Source organism: Chloroflexota bacterium (genome assembly GCA_020850535.1).
Lineage (GTDB): Bacteria > Chloroflexota > UBA6077 > UBA6077 > JACCZL01 > JADZEM01.
Genome location: JADZEM010000143.1, coordinates 88,767 through 109,091, shown reverse-complemented (window position 1 = coordinate 109,091; position 20,325 = coordinate 88,767). Strand labels below are relative to the sequence as shown.

The window sequence follows — 20,325 nt, the reverse complement described above, 5'->3', positions numbered from 1 at the left end:
TCCCTAGCTCCCTAGCTCGCGCGACCGGTCGGTCGCTGCAACAATCGCGTCGATCATCGCCGCGCGCAGGCCGCCCTGCTCCAGAGCATGCACGCCGGCGATGGTCGTGCCGCCCGGTGACGTCACCATGTCCTTGAGGCGGGCCGGGTGCTCGCCCGTCTGCGAGAGCATCTGCGCCGATCCGAGCACCGTCTGCACGGCCAGCGTCGTGGCGATGTCCCGCGCCAGCCCGGCCCGCACGCCGCCGTCGATCATCGCCTCGACGATCACCGCCACGTAGCCCGGCCCGCTCCCGGACAGCCCCGTCACGGCGTCCAGGTCTTTCTCGGCCACGCTGACCGCCTTGCCGGTCGCGTTGAAGATGCTCAACACCCTGGCCTCGTCGTCCGCCGAGGCGTGCGTCCCGCGTGCGATGGCCGCCATCCCCGCGCCCACCAGGCACGGCGTGTTCGGCATCACCCGCACCACGGGAACAGGCCGTGTGAACGGCGCTTCGAGCTTCTTCAGCGGCACGCCCGCGGCGATGGACACCACCACCTGCGATGGCGTCACCAGCCCGCCGATATCCGCCAGCACCGTCGCCGTATCCTGCGGCTTCACCGCCAGCAGGATCACGTCGCCCAGGGCCACCGCCTCGGCGTTGCTCGCCACCGCCTGAATCCCCACCTGATTCTGGAGGTACTCGCGCCGAGCCGCCCGCACCTCAGACGCGGCGATCTGCTCGGGCTTCAGCAGCCCGGCCGCGATGACGCCCCGGGCAATCGCCTCGGCCATCTGCCCGCCGCCCAGAAAGACCAGTCGCCACTGCTCGCTCATGCTGCCTCGCTCATCTCGACGCCACCGCCGCGTCACCGTCATGGTGCCACGCATGGTGGGCCGCAAACTGTCGCCCCGGTGTCATCCCGGGTGTTTCCGCTCTCGATCTGGCAGATACACTTGTGGGTCAGGGGTTGATGGCGTTTCACGAAATATCCACATATTCCGCACGTCGGCGTTCGAGGCCCTCACCCCCGACCACGCTTCTCGGAGAACTGGCGCGCCGCGGCCACAGACGCACGCGTTACCGCGCGACTCTGGCCCGCCCGGCGATAAACGCCTCGGCCTCGGCCATCGTCGGGTAGCCCTCGAAGTCCCCTTCGACCATCAGGGCGTGCGCCCCGACCACGTTCCCCAGCACCGCCGCCGCCCACGGATCGCGCCCGAGCAGCCGCCCGGCGATGAACCCCGCGTCGAAGCCGTCGCCGGCGCCGACCGTATCCACCACGTGCGGGATGCTGAACGGCGGGACGGTCCGGCGCTCGTCGGCCGTTGCCACCAGCGCGCCGTCAGCCCCGAGCTTGATCGCGGCGATCTCCACACCCTGCCTGAGCGCCCAGTCCGCCGCCGCGTCCGGCGTCGCCGTCCCGAAGATGAGCGCCATCTCCTCGGAGCCGCCCAGCAGCACCGTCGACCGCTGCACCAGTGGCGTCATCGTCTCACGGGCCTGCTCGGCCGTCCAGAGCTTGAGCCGCAGGTTCGGGTCAAACGAGACGGCCAGGCCCGAATCGCGCGCCAGCTCGATGGACGCGGCCACTGTGTCCCGGCAGCTCTCGGAGAGGGCCGGCGTGATGCCCGTCACATGCAGCCAGCGCGAGCCGGTGATGTAGGCGGTGTCCAGGTCGGACGGCTGCATCCGCGAGGCCGCCGAGCCGCGCCGGTAGTAGTAGACCGTCGTGTCGCCGACGGCGCTGATCTCCTTCAGATAGAGCGCCGTCGGCGCGTCAGGGTCCACGATCACCCGGCTCGCGTCCACGCCCTCACCGCGCACGTTGTGGACGATGAAGCGTCCCAGCTCATCGTCGCCCAGGCGGCTGAACCAGCCAACGCTGATGCCGAGGCGCGCCAGGGCGATGGCAAGGTTGCTCTCGGTGCCGCCCATCTTGAGGCGAAACTCCGGGACGTACCGCAACGGTCCGGTCTCGCGCGGGGTGAAGAGCGCCATCGTCTCGCCGAAGGTCACGACGTCCGGCATAGGTATCCAGTCCCAGATCGGCCGGCCAACGTCGGCCCGGCTGCGGACCGCCACCGACCACGGCCACGAAGGATACCCCACAGACGACTCGGAGTGACGAGACGGCAGCGGCCCCGACAGGGCGATTGCACGTTGGGCGGGTCGTGCAGCGTCGTCGGGGCTTTCAACCCCCGAGTGCGCGTCTCACGACGGTTTGGGAACACCAACGAACATGCGACTACCCTGGCAGCCCCGACTGGCACGATGCCAATCGGGGCCGCTGGACGCCTGATGTACGGCGAGCGTCGTGCTTACATCTGGTCGTCGACGTAGGTATCGGCCACGTCCGTCTCGTACTGGCCGCCGCCGTCGCCAGCGGGCGGGGTCGGCGGTGGCGGATCCTGCCGCCCACCGAAGAGACGGTCACGCAGGCGCAGCCCCAGCCCCGACGCCACCAGCCCGAGGCCCGCCAGCGCCGCCAGCCGTGGCAGATCCATGCCGGCCTGCCCCGCGACGGGGAGGACGGACGGCGTCTGCACGGGCCGCGGCGCGGCAGCCGCCACCGGCGGGACCGGATTCGCCGCTGCAACGCCCGGCGCTGGCCGAGGAGCCGCCGACAGCACGCCCGGGTTCGAGGGCGCGGCCGGGTTGGCGCTCAGGACGCCAGGATAGTTGCTGGCCGGAATGGTGCTGAAACGGCTGCCCGGGTCATCGCTCGACGAACGACGCGTCGTGGTGTCGTCGTCATCATCATCATCATCATCGCCATTGTCATTGTCACTATCGTCGTCATCATCATCATCATCATCGTCGTCGTCGTCATTATCGTTGTTGTTATTGTTCGGCGTTGACGTGGGCGATGGCGTCGATGTCACGGGCGTTGCGGTCGCCGTTGGCGTGCCAGGCGTGGTCGTCGGCGTCGGCGTGCCGGGCGTCTCGTCTGGCGTGAGCGTCAGCGACGCCGTCGGCGTTGCAGTTGGCGTCTCGGTCGGAGTCGCCGTGGGCAGCGTGCCGGTCGGCGTGGGCGTTGACGTCGAGGGCGTGCCCGTCGAGGTGGCCGTGGATGTTGCGGTTGCGGTCGAAGTCGGCGTGGGCGTGCCCGTCGAGGTGGCCGTGGATGTTGCGGTCGAAGTCGGCGTGGGCGTGGCTGTCCCGGGCGTGCCCGTTGACGTGGGCGTCACGGTGGACTGGGTCGCGGTCGGCGTCACGGTGGACTGCGTCGCGGTGGCCGTCGGCGTGGACTGGGTGCCCGTTGCCGTCGGCGTGGCCGTAGCTTCGGTCGCCGTTGGCGTAGCCGTCGAGGTCGGGGTAGCCGTCGCCTGGGTGCCTGTCGGCGTCGCCGTGGGGGTCGGGGTGCCCGGCGTCTCGTCCGGCGTGACCGTCAACGACGCGGTGGGCGTCGGGGTCGCCGTGGCCCCGGTCGCCGTCGGCGTGGCCGTCCCCGTCGGGGTCACGGTGGACTGCGTAGCGGTGGCCGTCGGCGTGGACTGGGTACCCGTTGCCGTCGGCGTCGCCGTCGCCTCGGTCGCCGTCGGCGTGGCCGTGCCGGGCGTGCCAGTCGATGTCGGCGTGGCGGTGGACTGCGTCGCGGTTGGCGTCGCCGTGCCGTTCGTCGCGGTCGGCGTGGCGGTAGACTGCGTCGCGGTCGGGGTGGCGGTGGACTGCGTCGCGGTCGGGGTGGCGGTAGACTGCGTCGCGGTCGGGGTCACCGTGCCACGCGTGCTCGTCGGGGTGACGGTGGACTGCGTGCCGGTGGCCGTGGGCGTCACCGTGCCTGCCGTCTTCGTCGGCGTCTGCAGCGTCACGGTGATATCTTTGGTCGGCACTGGGGAAACCTGGGCAAAAGCAGTGGGGATGCCCAACGCCTTCATCTCTGGCTTGACATAGCTCGTCGCCGCCACCACACCAACGGCAGCTGTGGCCGAGCCAGCAAACCGGCGCCGACTGATCTTCTGCGGATTCTTCGTCGCGGTCACAGCACTACGCTCCTGCCCTGTCAAGTCCAACCGGGCTCTCGTTGATTTCAACGTCGCTCGCAGCCCTGCCCACCCTCAGGTTCCGCATGCTGTCAGCCCCGGTCTCCGCCGTACACCCCACGAACTCCCCCAATGAGCCCTGTTTCGCTTATGTTGCGTTCCTGCGCCGGCTCGCCCTTCGCGCGTCGCACCCTATAACGAGTGACTGCCGGGGCGGTATCGCGCTCATTCAATTCTGTTAAGCGCACTAACGCTACTTTCGAGAGTATCATGCCACAGCAGGTATCCCTCGGCAATACCCTGATGCGTCACGGTTACCGGTTCTCTTGCACGCACGTATATGATTCGCCCTCCCGCGGGCTGCTACAATCCGCCCGCAGTATGCCGGCTCACGGCCTCGGACGCGCCGTTCCTCTCAAGCCCGCTCGCACCCCGCGAGGAGGGCCGCAGGCCATGCTCGCTCGTGCGCCTCTTTCCTGGGGACAACTCCTCGCCGTACTCCTGGTAGGGGTCGTTCTGACCTACCTGCTCGTCGCAGCGGTCAGCCCCGGCTACGTCTCCGACATCGGGACCAACAAAGTCTGGGGCCGCCAGGTCGCCCGCGAGGGCATTCATAACGCGTACCGAATCTCAACCGACTATCCACCGGTGCTTTTGTATTGCTTTGGTGTCGCCGGTGAGTTCTATCAGCGTTTTGCTGACCCGTCCTTCGCTGAAAAGCCGATGGTGTCGAGTCAACTCTACACCTTTTTGATCAAGCTGCCCGGAATCCTCTTCCATCCGGTCGTCGCGGCAGCCATTTACCTGCTCGTCCGGCGCTTCGGTCCGGGCGTCGCTTTCGGGGTTGCCGCCGCGTACGCTGTGAACCCCGCGGTTGCGTACGATGTCGCGCATTTGGGACAGACGGACCCTGTCCACTCGGCCTTCACCCTGCTCTCCATCGGCGCGCTGGTCTACGGGCAGCCGCTGGCGGCCGGCGCGCTCATCGCCCTCGCCGCGCTGACCAAGCCCCAGGCCTGGGTGCTCCTCCCCATCGTCGGCCTGGGCCTGATCTTCTGGCATGGCCGGCGTGGCGCGATCCTCGGCACGCTCGGCGGCGTGGTTGCCTCGGCGATCGTGCTGCTGCCCTGGATCGTCACGAACCGCCTGCACCACGCCGCGCGCTTCTTTGAGGCCCTGGAGACCAAGTCGGTCAATGCTCAGGCGTTGACCGCCCAGGCTCACAACCTCTGGTGGATCCCCACGCTCGTCGAGTGGCGCTTCATCAACGACTGGGAGCCGCTGCTCGGCCCGATCACCTACCGGATGGTCGGGCTGACGCTGGTGCTGGCGCTGGTGGCGCTGGTGATCGTCAAGCTGCCGCGCCTGCGCCCCCGAGACCGGCTCTTTTCGTTCATCGGCCTGCTGACGGTCGGCTGGTTCGTCGTGACCGTCCGCGCCCATGAGAACCATCTCTTCATGGCCCTGCCTTTCCTGGCCGTCGCCTGGGCGCTCGACCGGCGCTACGGCGCCATCTTCGTGATGGTCTCGGCCAGCCTGCTGCTCAATCTCGCGCTGCACGATCCGCTGCTCGTCGGCAACTGGGCGGCCGGCCCCGATCCCGGCCAGCCGTTGCCGTACTGGATCGTCGCGGCGCAGGTGTTGAACGTCGCCCTCAACTTGATGACGGTCGCCGTGACCCTCGTCTTCACGCTCGGGCTGGCCGTCCGTGGCCTGCCCGGCAACTATCCCGGCGCACGTGTCCGGGCTGGCGGAGTCGGACGGTAAGCCGGGCAGCATTCTGGCGGATCGGGCCGCTCGCGCTGGTCGTCACGCTCGCCGCCGTCTTGCGGCTCTGGCGCGTCGATCTCGCGCCGCTCCGCTACGACGACGTGGACGTGCTCTCGCGTGCGCGAGATGTCCTGTGGCACGGCCCAGCCCTGACCGGCCCGATGACGTCCTGGGGCGTGCCCGATCCGCCCGGCTCGGTCTACCTGCTGCTGCCGGCCGCGTTGGCCGCGTCCTCGGCGTCGGCGGGGGTGGTGCTGGTCGGGCTGCTCAACGTCCTGGCCGTTGCGCTCACCTACCTGCTGACCCGCCGCTTCCTGGGGCCGGGCGTGGCGCTGGCGGCTGGCCTGCTGTTCGCCGCGAACCCATGGGCCGTCTACTACAGCCGCCGCAGCTGGGCCGAGATCGTGCCGCTGTTCACCATCGTGGCGCTCTGGGCCGCCTACGAAGTGGTGGTGCAGCGGCGGGCGCGCTGGGCGGTGGCCTTCTTCGTGGCGCTGGCCGTGCAGGTGCAGATCCGCATTCTCTCGCTGATCTACGGCCCGGCCGCGTTGCTCACGCTGCTGCTCTGGCCGTGGCGCTGGGGCGTTCGCTGGCCGGCCGCCGGCATCCTGCTCGGCACCCTGCTCACCGTGCCGTACCTCTCGTGGGTGGGCCTGCACTGGGCAGAGGTCTCGGCCCGGCTGGAGGACGGCAACCGAGGCGTCGGGCTGGCGCCCCGCAACGGGGCCATCGAGTTGGTGCTCTGGAGCGCGTCCGGCTTCGGGCTGCTGCCGGCCGTCAGCGATATCGCCCCCTGGCTCAACCCGTTCGGGCAGGCTGGCCGCGTCGTGCTGCTGCTGGTCGGCGCGCTGCTGGCGGCTGGCCTGGGGATGGCCATCACGGCTGCCGCCCGGCGCACGCCCGGCTGGGAGGCGAGGCTGCTGCCGGCGATCTGGCTCGTCCTCCCGAGTCTCACGCTGATCGGGCAGTCGTCCTCAGTCTACCTCCACTACCTCGTGGCCCTCTCGCCGGCCGTCTTCATGGTGATGGCGCTGCCGCTCGGGTGGCTGCTCCAGGGTCCACGCCGGCCGCTGGCAGGCCTCGGTGGCCTGCTCCTGGCCAGCCTCCTGGCCTATCAGCTGACGGCCACCGGGCTGGTCTACCGGCTGATGGAGGCCTACGAGATCGACGAGCCGCCAACGGCCCCGCCGGCCCTGCGCGTGGCCGCCGTGGACGTGCCCCGCGAGGCCTCCGAGCTGCTGGGGACCGGCGAGCGCTACGGGGTCGAGCCGCCGATCCGCTACTGGCAGGCCCTGGCGGACCGCGCCATCGCGGCGGCCGGAGCGGCGGGCGCGCCCCAGGTCTGGGTGCTGGCCGGCGAGACCGATCCGCTGACGGCCGAGGCGCCGGCCGTCCTCGACTACCTGCTGCGGCCCCACGTCGAGCCGCGCTTCCTGCCCGCCGACACCCTGCTCTTCCGGATGCTCCGTCCAACCGTCGTCGTCGAGCTGCCCGACCTGGACCCCATCGAGTCGATGGAGCGCTTCGGCGAGCGCAAGGCGACCGTCCTGGCCCCGAGTCGCAACAACCGCGAGGGCGTCGCACGGGCGCGCATCACCCTCGTGCCCGACCGTGGACCGCAGGGCTGGGCCTCGCTCGCGCCGTCGCGGCTGCTGGCGCGCTTTGACGGGCCAGTCCAGTTCTTCGGCTACCGAGCAGAGAAGACCGTCCGCGCCGGCTCCGATCTGCCCGTCACCCTGTTCTGGTGGCTGACCAGCCAATCGACCATCCCCGGGCCGGTCCCGACGCTCCGGCTGGTGGACGCCAACGGACGCATCTTCCCCTCTGAGAGCCCCACCCGACCGCTGCCGGCGGTCGAAGAGGGCGACTGGGTCGTCATTCGGCGCGAGCAGCTGGCCGTCCCGAGCCGAACACCCCCTGGCCAGTACACGCTCGACGTCGTGCTCTCGACGGAGGCCGGCCAGCCGATCCGCCGCGCCGACCAGCCAGCCGCCACGCTCCCCCTCACGACGGTCCAGGTCACCGCCCGCTGACGCCTCGTCACATCCGGGTTACGACTTTCCAGAGACCAGCCGCCACCCTGTGTTGCATTCATGAGCGGCGCTCTCGAAGAGAACCCTCCCGACACAACCGACAAACATCGTCCGGGCCGCCGTCGCGCAGCCGCCTGTTGGACAGAACCGCGGAACACGCTGTGCATAGAATGGGGCGGTCGAGGCGAGCCGTGGTGGTCTCCCCACGCTCCCCGACGAGAGCATGGAGCGTGAGAGGCGAGACATGGCGGTCGTAGCCGGGGGCAACCGGGATCGTAGTGTCGCTCGGCCGCCGTGGGTCCGCCGACACGACAGCCAGCATGAGGGCGTCGTGGCGGGGATCATGCTGGCGCTGGTGATCGTCGCGATCGGCATCTTCCTCTTCTCCAGCCAGTTGATCCGGCTGGCCGGCCCGATCGGCGCCATGCTGCATCCTCCCAGCCCCGCCTCGCTCCGCCCAGAGGAGGGTGCAGCGCCGCCAGGGCCGGTCGTCGTCGTGTCGCTCGATTCGCCCGTAACGAGCCGCGCCGCGCCGCAGCCCGCCCCGGCCGACGGCGCTCCTGCCAACGCATCCGCTGCCGCCGACCAGGACGTCTCGACGGTCGCCGGCGAGCAGGCAGGCGTGCCGGGTGCGACAAGTGCGGCGGGTGCCGCGCTGGTCGACCATTCGCTGCCCGGCGATCAGCTGGCTGCCGGGCCGCCGGCCGTCATCGCGGAGCCAGGGCCGGCCGAGGTCGCCGCCGGGCCAGCGGCCGAAGCAGTCGCCGGGCCAGCAGTCGCCGGGCCAGCAGTCGCCGGGCCGGCGGTCGTCGAGCCGCGACCGACCGTGCTGGCGCAGCCCACGGCCCGGCCGCAACCGACCACCCAGCCGACGCCCGCGCCAACCACGACCCCTGCGCGCGCCACGACACCCGCGCCGACGGCAGTCACGCGGGGCGGGACGGCCGCAGCCGGACGTCGCGCCCGGGTGGTGCGGACGGACGGGCGCGGCGTCATCCTCTACAGCGCCCCCCGTGACGGCGCACGCACGCCGGCCGGCGTCCCCGAGGGCGGCCTCGTGACGGTGCTCAGCGTGCAGGGCAGTTGGGCGCAGATCCAGCTTGACGCCCGCCGCACCGGCTGGGTGCCCGTCCAGTTCCTGGCCTCGGAGTAGCCGCCGCCCCCGGGGAGAACTGCTCCAACAGCGTGACAAAAGGCCAATGGAGCATGTCGCGTGCAAGAGCCGATGTCCGCCTGAGCCGATGTCAGCCTGAACGGACTGAGCTTGCGAGGGCAGTGAAGGATCTCACGCGCCTATGCGCTCGCACAAGCTGTGAGATGCTTCGACTTCGCTCGTTCCTCGCTTCGCTCAGGCTGACACATGACGTTGCATGATGTGCACGAGATGACGGCGCCTCTCCGACTGAAACTGCCCACTCCGGGTTCCCGCGCAACAGGAGTCGGAGGGTAGCCTCGTCGTGCTGGCATCCTGGAACTTCGGGCGCATGGGTCAGACGGGCGCTGCAGCCCGCCGCTCGATCTCGCCAGCCAGGTCGAGCGTGCGGGTCGCCGGCTTGCGCTCCCACTCCTCCTTCGGCAGCAGCCAGAAGATCTCCAGCTCGTTGCCGTCAGGGTCGTGGACGTACAGGCTGAAGCTCGCGCCGTGGTCCGTCTCGCCCACCAGCGCCTTCGCCTCGATCAGCGCCTCGCGCGCCCGCGCCAGATCCTCCAGCGTCGCCACCTCGAACGCCGCGTGGTACATCCCCACCTGCTTGCCCGTCGTCGGCCCCGGCGCGTCCTCCCCGATGCTGAACAGCGCCAGGTCGTGGTGGTTGTCGCTGCCACTGGCCCGCAGGAAGACGCCACGGTCAGTCGGCTCGGAGATGGGCTGGAAGTCGAGCACGCCCTGGTAGAAGGCGAGCGACTTCCTGGCGTTGCGGACCCAGAACACGACGTGGTTCAGCCGCGTAATCGTGATCATCGACGATCCCTCCCCTGCCGCTCGCGGCCCGACCGCTACGGCCTTGCAGCTTACGTACGGATGGTAGCCAACCGGCGGATTGTTGGGAACAGCGCCGTCATCCCCGGTTTTCGGCGTGCTCCGGGGCTTTGATCAGCGCCAGCAGGCACAGGCTCGCCAGCGACGCCGCGGCACCCACCTGAAACGCCGTCGTGTACGCGCCCGTCATGTCCACCAGGATGCCGAAGATCGGCGGCCCCACCATGATGCCCAGGTAGCTCGCCGTCAGGTTGAAGCCGGCCGCCGTCGCCGAAGCCTGCCGCCCGGCGATCTCCGCCACGAACAGCATGTTGATGCCGTTCCAGCCGATAGCCGAGACCCCCGCGACAGCCAGCGTCACGAGCAGCACGATCCTCGGGGTGTCCGGCCCGGTCAGCGAGAGCACGACCGACGACACGGCCGCCATCACGCTGAAGATCGCCATGACGATCTTGCGCCGCCCGCCGAACAGCACGTCGCTCACGATCCCCCAGCCGATCCGCCCGACGATGCCCCCGGCCTGCGCCAGCGCCAGCATCGCCCCGGCCTCGGTCACGCCCATCCCGACTTTCTCCGTCAGGAACAGCACCATGAAGCCGGCCAGCGAGAGCTGCACGCCCGCGTACAGGAATGTCACGCCGGACAGCAGCAGCAGGCTCCGATTGCGGGCCACCGTCAGGAAGCCAGGACGGGGCGGCTTCGGGCCGGCCGACGGGTCATCTGGGCGGTCGCGGAACAGCACCCAGGCCAGCACCCCGGACAACACCGTCATCACGCCGAGCACCAGGATCGTCCCCCGCCAGCCGATCGCCTGCCCGAGCGGCGGCACCGCCAGGCCGCAGATCATCCCCGCCAGCGCCACGCCCGTCTGCTTGACGCCCATCGCGACGCCCCGCCGGTTCGTGGGGAACCATTCGACGATGGCGCGGGTGGTCGGTGGCAGCGAGAACCCGTTGCCCACGGCGTACAACGCCATCGGGACCAGCAGCCACAGGTAGCTCGGGGCAACCGATGCCGCCGCCAGCGGGATGCCGGCCATCGCCATGCCGATCAGGAACAGCGCCCGCACCCCGAAGCGGTCGCTCAGGCTGCCGGCCAGCACCAGCACCAACGTCGCCCCGATATAGGTGGCCGTCACCAGCGACCCGATATTGGCCTTGCTGAGTCCCAGATCCGCGACCAGAAACGGCGCGAGCGGCGAGATCGACTGGTTGCCGAACGACGCGGAGGTCTGCACCAGCGAGCTGGCGAAGAGCACGACCCAGGGGTAGCCGGCCCAGCCGAGCCAGGATGGCGGCGCGGCAGCGGTGACCTGCTGTACGCCAGCGGCGGCCACGGCGCTGGCATCTGGCTTGACGAGGTCACTGGACGCCATGCTGCCTCCCCCACCCACAGGGCGCACGCCCACACGCGCGGCAGGCAGCGCCCTTCGACCGTGTCAGACAGGATCGTACGCCGGTGCGAGCGATAGCACAAGCAGCAGTCAGTGAGTCAAGCTATCACACCGGGTGATGCCTGCCCCCGAGCGTGACGGCGCCAGCGTCGCCGTCCACCGTGATCGTCTGCCCCTGCTCGATGCGCTGCGTCGCGATGCCCGTGCCCATCACCGCCGGGATCCCGTACTCGCGCGCCACAATCGAGCCGTGGGCCAGCACGCCGCCGATGTCCGTCACGAGAGCCCGCGCCTGCGAGAACAGCGGCGTCCAGGCCGGCGTGGTGGTCGGGCAGACCAGCACCGTCCCCGGCTGCATCCGCCCGAAGTCGGCCGGCGAGAGGATCACGCTGGCCGGGGCCGTGACCCTGCCCGGACTGACCGCAAACCCGCTCAGGATGTCGCTCGTCGTGTCGTTCCGCCGCAGCGACTCCCGCGACGAGAGGTCAATCGGGCCGAGCATGAAGCGGTAGGCCGGCGGCACGGCGGCCGGCGGCTGGAGCCGCTTGCGGGCCTCGCGCAGCTCCCGCCGCTCCATCGCCACCCGCGCCAAAGCATGGGTTGTGTCCATCGACTCGGGTGCGTGCGATGCTGTCGTTGGAGGCCCAGCCACGTCGCTGCCATCGGACTCCCCCTCTCCCGCGTACGGGAGAGCGGGGCGGGGGGTGAGGGGCGCCAACCCAATCGCCGAGGCGACCTCCTCCGAGCGCAGGTAGTAGATGTCGTCCGGCCCGGCCAGCGCTCCCCGTGCAGTCAGGCGACGGCCCAGCTCGTGGGCCAGCCTCCTGAGCGTCGGCCAGGCGTACCCGACGTAGAACAGGGCCTCCTCGCGGTACGGCGCGTACGAAGCCGCCCAGCGAAGCAGGTTGCGGAACAGCCGCCGCCGGAACGGATCGAACGCGCGATCCGTCTGACGGGTGAGCCGGTCACGCTGGCGACTCAGCACCGCCTGCTCGGCCTCGCTGTCGCGGCCCGGCCGCTCGGCCAGCGCACGCAGCGAGATCAAGACCGGCAGCGGATCGTCAACCTGGGTCGGCACGGCAAAGTCGAGGCTGTAGATCAGGTGCCCGAACTGGTCGAAATAGCGATCCAGCGCCTCGCGGGCGGGCCGGCCGGCCGGGTGGGCCGCCAGCGCCTCCAGCAGACGGTCGGGCGGCGTCTCGCGCACCAGCCGGCGCAACGCCTCCGAGCGGTGCACCAGATCCGCGACGCCCTCCAGGCTGCGCTCGGCGGCCAGCCCCCGCGCCGAGAGTCCGCGCAAGAAGATGCCGCTGCTGAGCTGCCGTCCCGGCGCAGCCTGCCGGAGATACCAATCCAGCAGGCCATCGGACACCTTGGCCGCGCCGATGGCCAGCGCCGCCGCGAACCAGTAACGGGCGTCGGCATCGGCCAGCTCGCGGATGCCCGCCAGCAGCCGCGCATCCGTCAGGTCCGCCGGATCGAGCGCCTTCCAACGCACGACGGTGGCCTCATAGAGCGGCAGCTCGGTGTCTCTCCAGTTCCTGACGCCGTTGCGGAACAGCCCGGCCAGGCCGCGCACCGTCGTGTGCAACAGCATCCACGCCATCCGCCAGTTCAGGTGGACGTCGGCGCGCTGATACGCGAAGCCGTTGATGGTGGCGAACATCGGCCGGTCGATCAGGTCGTCCAGGCCGCCGGGGATCTCCAGCGCCGCCATCACGATATCCCCCGAGCGTTCGAGGCCGCCGGACAGGTACAGCTCGTCGAAGAGCGGCGAGAGCGGCTCCGGCATGTGCTCGACGACCTGCCGCCGAATCCAGCGCGAGCCGGGCGTGGGCGGCTCCCAGCGAACATTCTTCAGGGGCGCGGGCGGCAATCCGGTGATCGGCCGGGCCTGGAGCAGCCAGAGCTGGCCCTCCGCAACCGCCCACTCGACATCCTGCGGCGTCCCTCCGGCCAGCCGCTCCACGCGCAGCCCGAGCGCCGCAAGCTCGCGCAGGCGGTCGGGGCCGAGCGCTGCCACCCGCCGGCGATCCTCCGGCACCGGCACGGCGGATGTGCCAGACTCGCGGTCCGCGCGTGCAACCACCATCTCCGACTTCGTGCCAAGGGTCGTGGAGCGGATCGCACCGTCGTCCCGACCCAGCACGAACGTATCCGGCGTCACCTGCCCCGACACGACGGCCTCGCCCAGCCCGTAGCTCGCATTGACGAGGATCTCGTCGCGCGCGCCCGTGGTCGGATTCGCCGTGAACAGGACGCCAGCGACCTCGGCCGGCAACAGCCGCTGCACCACCACGGCCATCGCGACGCCGCCATGCACGACGCCCAGGCGCTCGCGGTAGGCCAGCGCCCGCGCCGTCCACAGGGAGGCCCAGCAGCGTCGCACGGCCTCCAGCACCGCGTCCGCGCCGACGACGTTGAGGAACGTCTCCTGCTGCCCGGCGAAGCTTGCGCCCGGCAGATCCTCGGCCGTCGCCGACGACCGCACCGCGACCGGCAGCGTGTCGGGCTGGCCGGCCTCCGCGCTGAGGCGGGCGTACGCCTCGCGCACGCTGTCCGCCACCGCCGACGGCATCGACGCCGCCAGGAACGCCGCCTGCACCCGGGCCGAGACGCGCTCCCAGCGGTCGGGCAGCCCGGCAGCGTCGGCCGGCGTAGCGGTCTCCGATCGCACGGCCGTCTCGGCCAGCACGGCCTCGATCGCCTCGCCCAGCCCGCCCTGCTCGACCGCCCTCCGGTACGCCTCGGTCGTCAGCAGAAAGCCCGGCGGCGCTGGCAGGCGACCGGCCAGGAGCCGCGTCAGCGCCGCCCCTTTGCCCCCGGCCTCGTGGAGCGACACTTCCCCACCGCTCAGGTCGCTCACCAGCCGCCGATCCGCCAGATCCTCCACCGCCGTCCTGAACTGATTCATGGTGCGAAAACGACTTTCCCTGGATGCCGGCATCTGGCCTGCCTGCTCGCGCCGTGCGACGGCTCAGCGCGCGACCGTCGTGAAGCGGACGCTGTCCTCCTGGAACACCCGGCCATCCGACCCGAGCGCCTGCGCCCGCACGGTCTCCTCGCCGAACGGCGCAATCACCGTGCCGGCCACGCACTGCTGGCCAGACGCCATCCGCGCGTCGATCAGCAGGCGCGCAGCGCCGTCAGCCGCCACGTTCTCGACGCGGATGGTCGGCGGGGGCGGCGGCGGGAAGATCGCGATCTGCGGGATGTTGGCCGAGACGCAGACGGTGATATGGTCGCCGGCCATGTACGTCGCGCCGTCGCCTCGGTCCGTGCAGGCCTTGATGCCGTTCGGCACCTCGCCGGTCGGCACAGGGCAGACCGCGCCGATGGCCGCCTCGGCGACCTGTGGCCGGGCCACCACGGAGAGCCCCGCCACGCTCACCAGCACGGCGAGCGCCGTCACCAGCCCTGCCAGCGCGCCCAGATGCACCCGCGGTCCTCGCCCCAGTCGGCTCAACACCGTTCGCTCGCACACGCTCACCGGTTCTCAGTCCTCCGCTTCAGCCCGCCAGGGCAATCGCATGTTGAGCGCATCGTGCAGGGCCGTCGGGGCTTGAAAGCCCCGCCTACGATCCTGCAGTCGCTGCGCGACGCTCCAGTCGCACCAGTACCTGCTATTCCCTGCGTCCGTCGCGCAGCGACGGCGTGACGGTAGGCGGGGACTTCAGTCCCCGACGAGGTCGCAGGACGTGCTCGTCATGCAATCGCCCTGAGTCACGAACCAGGACGATTGCATGTTGAGCGCATCGTGCAGGGCCGTCGGGGCTTGAAAACCCCGCCTACGATCCTGCAGTCGCTGCGCGACGCTCCTGGCTCACCAGTGCCCGCCGTTCCCGGTGTCCGTCGCGCAGCGACTGAATGACTGTAGGCGGGGGTTTCAACCCCCGACCGCCCGCTCCATGATGCTTCGGGAACACCAATGTACATGCAATCGCCCTGTTCAGCCTGCCGCTTCGATGGACACAGCCTCGTCAACACGCAACCCGTCAGGATGCCGCACTCTCTGTGCCACGCCCGACCACGCCGCCAGCCGCCGACCCGAGCCGCACGTCCACGGCGTGCCCTGCCCGGCCGATCGGCAGCAGTTGCTGCGTCATGTGGGCGTCGCCGCGCCCGAATGCTGCCAGGACGGCGTTCCCCCCGGCCCGCGCGGCGGCCACCAGGCGCGGCGTGCGGATCTCCGTCCGCCCGATGACCGGCGTGGACGCATCCGCCGCCACGCCCTCCACGAACGGCGGTCCCTCGCGCGTCTGGCTCCTGGACAGGATCAACTGCCACGTCTCCATGTACCGTACCGAGCGCGTTCGGTACATACTGGCGAGGCCAGGGCTGACGTTCGCCACGCGCGGGGCCACCAGCAGCCGGTCGAGCAGGCCGAAACCGCCAGGCCGGGCGTGGCGCGGCAGCGTCATCAGCACCAGGACGTGCGTGCAACCGTCGTCGAGGGCCGCGTGGACCGGCACCGGCTGGGTGATGGCGGCGTCCCAGAAGCGCATCCCCCGATAGCTGACCGGCGCGCCGCCCACGACGGGCATCCGCGAACTGGCATGCAGCGCGCCCAGCAGATCGTCCACGTCCGCGAAGTCCGTGAAACGGTCGGCTTCGACAATGGCGTGCGGGCCGTCCGTCCCCGTGGCCGCCACCACGTCCACGTGCGAGGCCAGCACCACCAGCGGCACGCCCGAAGCCTGGAACGCCTCGAAGTCGAGCGGCAGTTGCTGGCTGAGCACATGATCGAACAGGCGGTCCAGGTTGACGATGGCCCGCCGCCGCAGCGCGTGCAGCGGGTTGATGTACTGGCGCGTATTCACCACCTCGTAGTAGAGGCGCGCGCCGACACGAGCCTGCCCGGCCAGGAAGTACGCCCCCGCGCACGCCCCGGCCGACGAGCCGTAGACCACGTCGAAGGCGTCGCGCAGGCCGAGCGCTTCCAGGCCAGCCACCATGCCGCCCGAGACGACGCCCCGCATCGCGCCGCCCTCGACCACCAGCGCGATGCGATGTCCGTCCGTCCGCCGCCCCGGCCGGCTCCCACTGCGTGCCCGTTCGAGGAGCGCCGTCACCACCGGATGCGGTTCGGCCTCGTGCTCGTGCTCGGGGGCGATCTGCCACCCGAGGCGCAGCCGTTCTCTCACCACGGTCAACCCCACCCACTCAGAGATCGAAAGTCGATGCTGGGTCACTCCCCACGTTCAGCGTACCGCACCGCGACCGACCGGCGGGAGGTTCGTTCGATCTTCTGGTGAGTTAGTCTCGCAACACTGCGCCCCAGTAGTCCATCACATTGAACGTGATGGGCTGTCATCCCGACCGCAGCGAGGCACGAGCACCACACCTCGTCATCCCGACCCCATTCGGCAAGCTCAGGGCAAGCTACGCGAGGCACGAGCGAAGGGATCTGCCCCTTCTGTGGCCTGGAGGAAGATCCCTCGACTCCACTCGCAGGCTCGTTCCGCTCGGGATGACTGGGTAGACAGTCAGGGCGATTGCATGTTCATTGGTGTCCCCGAAGCATCATGGAACGGGCGGTCGGGGACTGAAGTCCCCGCCTACAGTCATGCAGTCGCTGCGCGACGGCCGTCGGGAACGGCCGGCACTGGTGCGACTGGCGCGTCGCGCAGCGACTGCAGGATGGGAGGCGGGGCTTTCAAGCCCCGACGCGGCGGCACGACGACATCAACATGCAATCGCCCTGGGTAGACAGTCGCAAGCCTTGCTCTGAGCCTGCCGAATGGGTCACTTTGCTCGGGATAACGGGTACGACCATCCACGTCATCATGGTCAATCGCTGGACCAAGGAAGGCCACCGGGGATGCGGACCTTGTCTGATCGAAGCGTGCGGACGCCCTGACGATGCGACGGTTCGCCTGGAGACTCGCCCTGATCCTGGTGCTGCTGGTCAGCGTGCTGGCCGCGCCGGTCGGGGTCAAGGCGTTCAACCGCGCCTGCGACGGCTCCCTGGAGGGCCTGCGCTACCTCTCCGGCGTCCGCGAGCAGTTGCAGACTGCTACCGCACCGCCGCCCACCCCATCCGTGCCCCCGACGGCCACGCCTCAGCCGCCGACTGCCACCCCGACCCGCCAGCCGACGCTGCCGCCGGCCGCCCAGGTATCGATTACGCCAACGCCGACGCCGCGGCCGACGGCAACGCCAACCCTGACGCCCACGCCCATCCCGACGCCGGCCGGCCCGACGCTCGGGCAGCGCGCCCTGGAGCAGGCCGGCCTCGCCGGCGACACGGCCCTCGGTCTGCTGGTCTGGGTCAAGCAGAGCGACGCCGTCGCCTACCCGCTCCACATCGTGACGGCCCACGCGCTGGACGCCGCACGCTGCCCCGAAGACGCCGTCCGACTCCAGTGGCTCAAGGCCGGCCTGCACGCCTCGCGGGCCGGCCAGCCCGAGCAGGTCGCCTCGGCGCTCGTCGCCCGGGCCAACACCCCCGAGCAACTGACCGATCTGCGCCGAGTCGTCCGGATCTGGACAGAGCGCGCCTGGGACAACGAGCCGCTCAGACAGGTGCTGGCAGCCCTCGACGCCCGCGCCTGACGTTGCAGCAGCCTACGGAATCACAATCTCGCCGTAGCTGTTCGGTATGAGTTGCTCCACTGCCTCCAGGACAAGGGCGATATTTCGCTGGATGCGGGGCCAACTCGTCGTGGTCAGGACGAGAATAGAGAGCCGGCGTGATGCGAGATTCTGCTGATACCGTAGGTTCCGATCCGTAGTGAGAAGTAACTCAAACCCGGCGCGCTCTGCCCTATCAAGCAGGTCGCCGTTCACCAAGTAGGACCGGCCACGCTCGTAAGCGGTCTCAACGACATGTTCTCGCAAGTGTCGGCGCAGCGGGACTGGTGTGCCCTGGTCGAAGAGGATATACATTCAGGCGGAGCGTAGAGCACTTTGGGCCGCGTGATCGAGGACGAGCCGGGCCTGCTCAATGGATACCCCGGGGAACCACTCGACAAAGTCGGCGATGGACGCCCCGTCCTCCAGGTTTTCGAACAGGGCCGCCAGCGGCACACGTGTGCCCCGAAACACCCAGGCGCCGCTCAGGCGCCCGGGTTCGCGTTCGACGGCATCGCAGCTTGCCCAGTCGAGCATGCCCGAAATCCTCCCGGATCTACCGGTAGTTGTTGAACTGGAGCGGCACCACGTAGTCCTGCTCCCGGAGCAGCTTCATGGCCGCCTGCAGCATGTCCTTCGAGCTGCCGGAGACGCGCACCGCATCGCCCTGGATCTGTGCCTTCAGCTTCGGGAACTTGTCGCGCATCAGCTTGCCGATCGTCCTGCCAAGCTCGGCGTCGATCCCCTGGCGCAGCTTCGCCGACTGACGGACCGTCCCCTTCTGGGCCGGCTCGATCTTCCCGAAGTCGAAGACCTTGGTTGAGAAGCCGCGTTTCGCCGACCGCTCGATCAGGATGTCCCGCACGGCCTTCAGCGTAAACTCGGTGTCGCAGGCCAGCACCACGCTGTCCTTCTCCAGCGTGACGGTGCTGCCCGTATTCTTGAGGTCGAACCGCGTGGTGATCTCCCGCGAAACCTGATCGACGGCGTTGACCATCTCCTGACGGTCGATCTGCGAGACCACGTCAAAGCTGCTGTCGGAAGCCATCCATACCCCTCAGGTCAAGGCAGGCGCGTACGAGACAGCGGTCAGAAGCGGATGGCCTGTCCCGATGCCAGGCGCCTGCCCAGGTGTTCTTCAAACTCTACACAGGGCATGAGCATTGCTGCACACCGCGCGGCTCCGCACGAGGGTCCGCGCACCGTCGCTGCTCTCCAGCCCGGATCCCGTCAGCGGGAGGATACCGGCCAGCCGCTCGCCACGCGGATCGATGCGTTCGCACTGCCGCTACCGTGCCCCAGGGTACTCCACCGGCGGGTGCTTCAGCAGCTCCGCCTCGATCAGGTCGCTCCCCAGCCCCGGCCGATCCGTCACCTGGAGATGCCCGTCCTCGATCGTGAACGGGTGCGTCATCAGGTCGTCGCGCCAGGGCGCATCGTCGACGTCGATCTCGAGGACGTAGAAGTTCGGGGCCGTCGCCGCCACCGCCGCCGAGACCAGCGTCGTGATCGGGCTGTGGCAGTTGTGGAACGAGAGCAGCACATCATACGTGTGCGACTGATCCGCGATCTTCTTGCCCATCGTGATGCCGTTCCAGGCCAGGTCCGGCATGATGATGTCCTGGGCGTACTGCTCCAGGTACGGTCGGAAGCCCTGCGTCCCGAAGATGCTCTCGCCGTGGCAGATCGTCGTGGTGGTGGACTCGCGGACCGTCCGGAGGGCTTTCGGATCGAAGCTCTCCGTCTCCAGCCACATCAGGTTGTACGGCTCCAGCGCCCGCGCCAGCTTGATCGCCCCACCCAGCTTGAAGCGGAACGCCACGTCCAGGCCGATGTCCACGTCCGGCCCCAGCACCTCGCGGAACGTCCCGACGATCAGTTCGGCGTTGCGGAGGGTCGGACCGGCGATATCGCCGGCCGCGTGCCCACGCGCCACGCCGCCCGGGATCGCATCCGGCCGATCCTTCAGCGGGAACAGGTTCGTCTTGAGGGCCGTGTACCCCCTCTCACGGACCTCGTGGGCCAGCGCCCGCAGATCGTCCGTCGTCTCGACCTTCGGCACCCCCAGCCGCGCCGCCCGCTCGCCACGCGTCGAGCCGCAGTGCGACCAGTACAGCCGCAGCTCGTCGCGCATCCTCCCGCCGAGCAACTGCCAGACCGGCGCATTCAGCACCTTGCCCCGAATGTCCCAGAGCGCCGAGTCGATGCCGGCCATCCCCTTGAACGCGATGCCACCCGTGTGCCGAATCGACGCCGCGTACAGCTCCCACCAGATCCGCTCGACCTGCATCGGATCCTGCCCGACGATGAACTCGCCGAGCCGTGCCACCATCGCCGTGACCGGCCCCGGCGAGCCCCAGTCCGTGCAGTCGCCCCAGCCGACGACGCCGTCGTCGTTCGTCTCGATCTTGACAAAGGTCCACGGGCGGAACCCCCCATCCACGATGAAGGTCCGCACGCTGGTGATCTTCAGGGCCATGGCGCCTCCGGGGCGAGTTCAGAGTTGTCAGTCATCAGTTATCAGAAGTTGTCGCCCATTCGCGCCAACAGCAAGTTCGGTATCCTGGCGCAGAACAGGGTCAGCATCGTGGTCGACCACTGACAACTGACAA

General features: G+C 69.7%; 16 protein-coding genes. 5 read left to right on the top strand and 11 right to left on the bottom strand.

The features are described from left to right. Positions 1–3: 3 nt before the first annotated feature. The 3 genes from proC to IT306_21835 form a co-directional block, all read right to left on the bottom strand. Entirely contained in the window at positions 4–816 is an 813-nt protein-coding gene (gene proC, locus IT306_21845) for a pyrroline-5-carboxylate reductase (protein ID MCC7371073.1), read from the bottom strand. Between the two features lie 244 nt (positions 817–1,060). Then, a complete protein-coding gene (locus IT306_21840) occupies positions 1,061–2,011 on the bottom strand; it encodes a sugar kinase (GenBank protein ID MCC7371072.1) in 951 nt (316 codons plus the stop codon). Positions 2,012–2,301: 290 nt separating this feature from the next. Beyond that, positions 2,302–2,865 carry a hypothetical protein gene (locus IT306_21835; GenBank protein ID MCC7371071.1) on the bottom strand — a complete coding sequence of 188 codons (564 nt, stop codon included), beginning with the start codon at positions 2,863–2,865 and terminating at the stop codon, positions 2,302–2,304. On the opposite strand from IT306_21835, the gene IT306_21830 reads away from it, so the two are divergent. The 4 genes from IT306_21830 (at position 2,843) to IT306_21815 (ending at position 8,922) form a co-directional block, all read left to right on the top strand. Beyond that, entirely contained in the window at positions 2,843–3,877 is a 1,035-nt protein-coding gene (locus tag IT306_21830; GenBank protein ID MCC7371070.1) for a hypothetical protein, read from the top strand. The two genes, IT306_21835 and IT306_21830, sit on opposite strands and share 23 nt — an antisense overlap. A gap of 359 nt (positions 3,878–4,236) precedes the next feature. After that, entirely contained in the window at positions 4,237–5,733 is a 1,497-nt protein-coding gene (locus IT306_21825) for a hypothetical protein (GenBank protein ID MCC7371069.1), read from the top strand. 59 nt (positions 5,734–5,792) lie between these two features. Beyond that, a complete protein-coding gene (locus IT306_21820; GenBank protein ID MCC7371068.1) occupies positions 5,793–7,769 on the top strand; it encodes a glycosyltransferase family 39 protein in 1,977 nt (658 codons plus the stop codon). Between the two features lie 244 nt (positions 7,770–8,013). Further along, positions 8,014–8,922 (top strand): hypothetical protein, encoded by a 909-nt coding sequence (locus IT306_21815; protein MCC7371067.1) that lies wholly within the window; start codon positions 8,014–8,016, stop codon positions 8,920–8,922. A 336-nt stretch (positions 8,923–9,258) separates the two neighbouring features. On the opposite strand, the gene IT306_21810 is transcribed toward IT306_21815, so the two are convergent. From IT306_21810 to IT306_21790, 5 genes are all read right to left on the bottom strand, one after another. Further along, entirely contained in the window at positions 9,259–9,711 is a 453-nt protein-coding gene (locus tag IT306_21810; protein ID MCC7371066.1) for a VOC family protein, read from the bottom strand. Positions 9,712–9,826: 115 nt separating this feature from the next. Then, on the bottom strand, positions 9,827–11,122 hold the full coding sequence (locus IT306_21805; GenBank protein ID MCC7371065.1) for an MFS transporter: 1,296 nt from the start codon (positions 11,120–11,122) through the stop codon (positions 9,827–9,829). A gap of 124 nt (positions 11,123–11,246) precedes the next feature. Next, positions 11,247–14,054 carry a phosphoenolpyruvate synthase gene (locus IT306_21800; protein MCC7371064.1) on the bottom strand — a complete coding sequence of 936 codons (2,808 nt, stop codon included), beginning with the start codon at positions 14,052–14,054 and terminating at the stop codon, positions 11,247–11,249. Between the two features lie 63 nt (positions 14,055–14,117). Continuing rightward, complete coding sequence (locus tag IT306_21795) at positions 14,118–14,579, bottom strand: hypothetical protein (protein MCC7371063.1); 462 nt, start codon at positions 14,577–14,579, stop codon at positions 14,118–14,120. 556 nt (positions 14,580–15,135) lie between these two features. Then, positions 15,136–16,287, bottom strand: coding sequence for a patatin-like phospholipase family protein (locus IT306_21790; GenBank protein ID MCC7371062.1), 1,152 nt, complete (start codon positions 16,285–16,287; stop codon positions 15,136–15,138). Positions 16,288–17,002: 715 nt separating this feature from the next. Here IT306_21790 and IT306_21785 point away from each other — a divergent pair. Beyond that, positions 17,003–17,695 carry a hypothetical protein gene (locus tag IT306_21785; protein ID MCC7371061.1) on the top strand — a complete coding sequence of 231 codons (693 nt, stop codon included), beginning with the start codon at positions 17,003–17,005 and terminating at the stop codon, positions 17,693–17,695. A gap of 333 nt (positions 17,696–18,028) precedes the next feature. Here IT306_21785 and IT306_21780 read toward each other — a convergent pair whose 3' ends face one another. From IT306_21780 to IT306_21770, 3 genes are all read right to left on the bottom strand, one after another. Then, complete coding sequence (locus IT306_21780; GenBank protein ID MCC7371060.1) at positions 18,029–18,250, bottom strand: DUF433 domain-containing protein; 222 nt, start codon at positions 18,248–18,250, stop codon at positions 18,029–18,031. A 19-nt stretch (positions 18,251–18,269) separates the two neighbouring features. Next, on the bottom strand, positions 18,270–18,761 hold the full coding sequence (locus IT306_21775) for a YajQ family cyclic di-GMP-binding protein (protein ID MCC7371059.1): 492 nt from the start codon (positions 18,759–18,761) through the stop codon (positions 18,270–18,272). Between the two features lie 240 nt (positions 18,762–19,001). Continuing rightward, the gene (locus IT306_21770; protein ID MCC7371058.1) at positions 19,002–20,192 is read right to left on the bottom strand and encodes a mandelate racemase/muconate lactonizing enzyme family protein; all 1,191 of its coding nucleotides are present in this window, start codon (positions 20,190–20,192) and stop codon (positions 19,002–19,004) included. Between the last annotated feature and the right edge of the window lie 133 nt (positions 20,193–20,325).

Coding starts and splice junctions, on each gene's coding strand:
- IT306_21825 (MCC7371069.1), top strand. CDS start 4,237: ATGCCACAGCAGGTATCCCTCGGCAATACCCTGATGCGTCACGGTTAC.
- IT306_21805 (MCC7371065.1), bottom strand. CDS start 11,122: ATGGCGTCCAGTGACCTCGTCAAGCCAGATGCCAGCGCCGTGGCCGCC.
- IT306_21780 (MCC7371060.1), bottom strand. CDS start 18,250: ATGCTCGACTGGGCAAGCTGCGATGCCGTCGAACGCGAACCCGGGCGC.
- IT306_21770 (MCC7371058.1), bottom strand. CDS start 20,192: ATGGCCCTGAAGATCACCAGCGTGCGGACCTTCATCGTGGATGGGGGG.
- IT306_21815 (MCC7371067.1), top strand. CDS start 8,014: ATGGCGGTCGTAGCCGGGGGCAACCGGGATCGTAGTGTCGCTCGGCCG.
- IT306_21785 (MCC7371061.1), top strand. CDS start 17,003: ATGCGACGGTTCGCCTGGAGACTCGCCCTGATCCTGGTGCTGCTGGTC.
- IT306_21775 (MCC7371059.1), bottom strand. CDS start 18,761: ATGGCTTCCGACAGCAGCTTTGACGTGGTCTCGCAGATCGACCGTCAG.
- proC (MCC7371073.1), bottom strand. CDS start 816: ATGAGCGAGCAGTGGCGACTGGTCTTTCTGGGCGGCGGGCAGATGGCC.
- IT306_21800 (MCC7371064.1), bottom strand. CDS start 14,054: ATGAATCAGTTCAGGACGGCGGTGGAGGATCTGGCGGATCGGCGGCTG.
- IT306_21840 (MCC7371072.1), bottom strand. CDS start 2,011: ATGCCGGACGTCGTGACCTTCGGCGAGACGATGGCGCTCTTCACCCCG.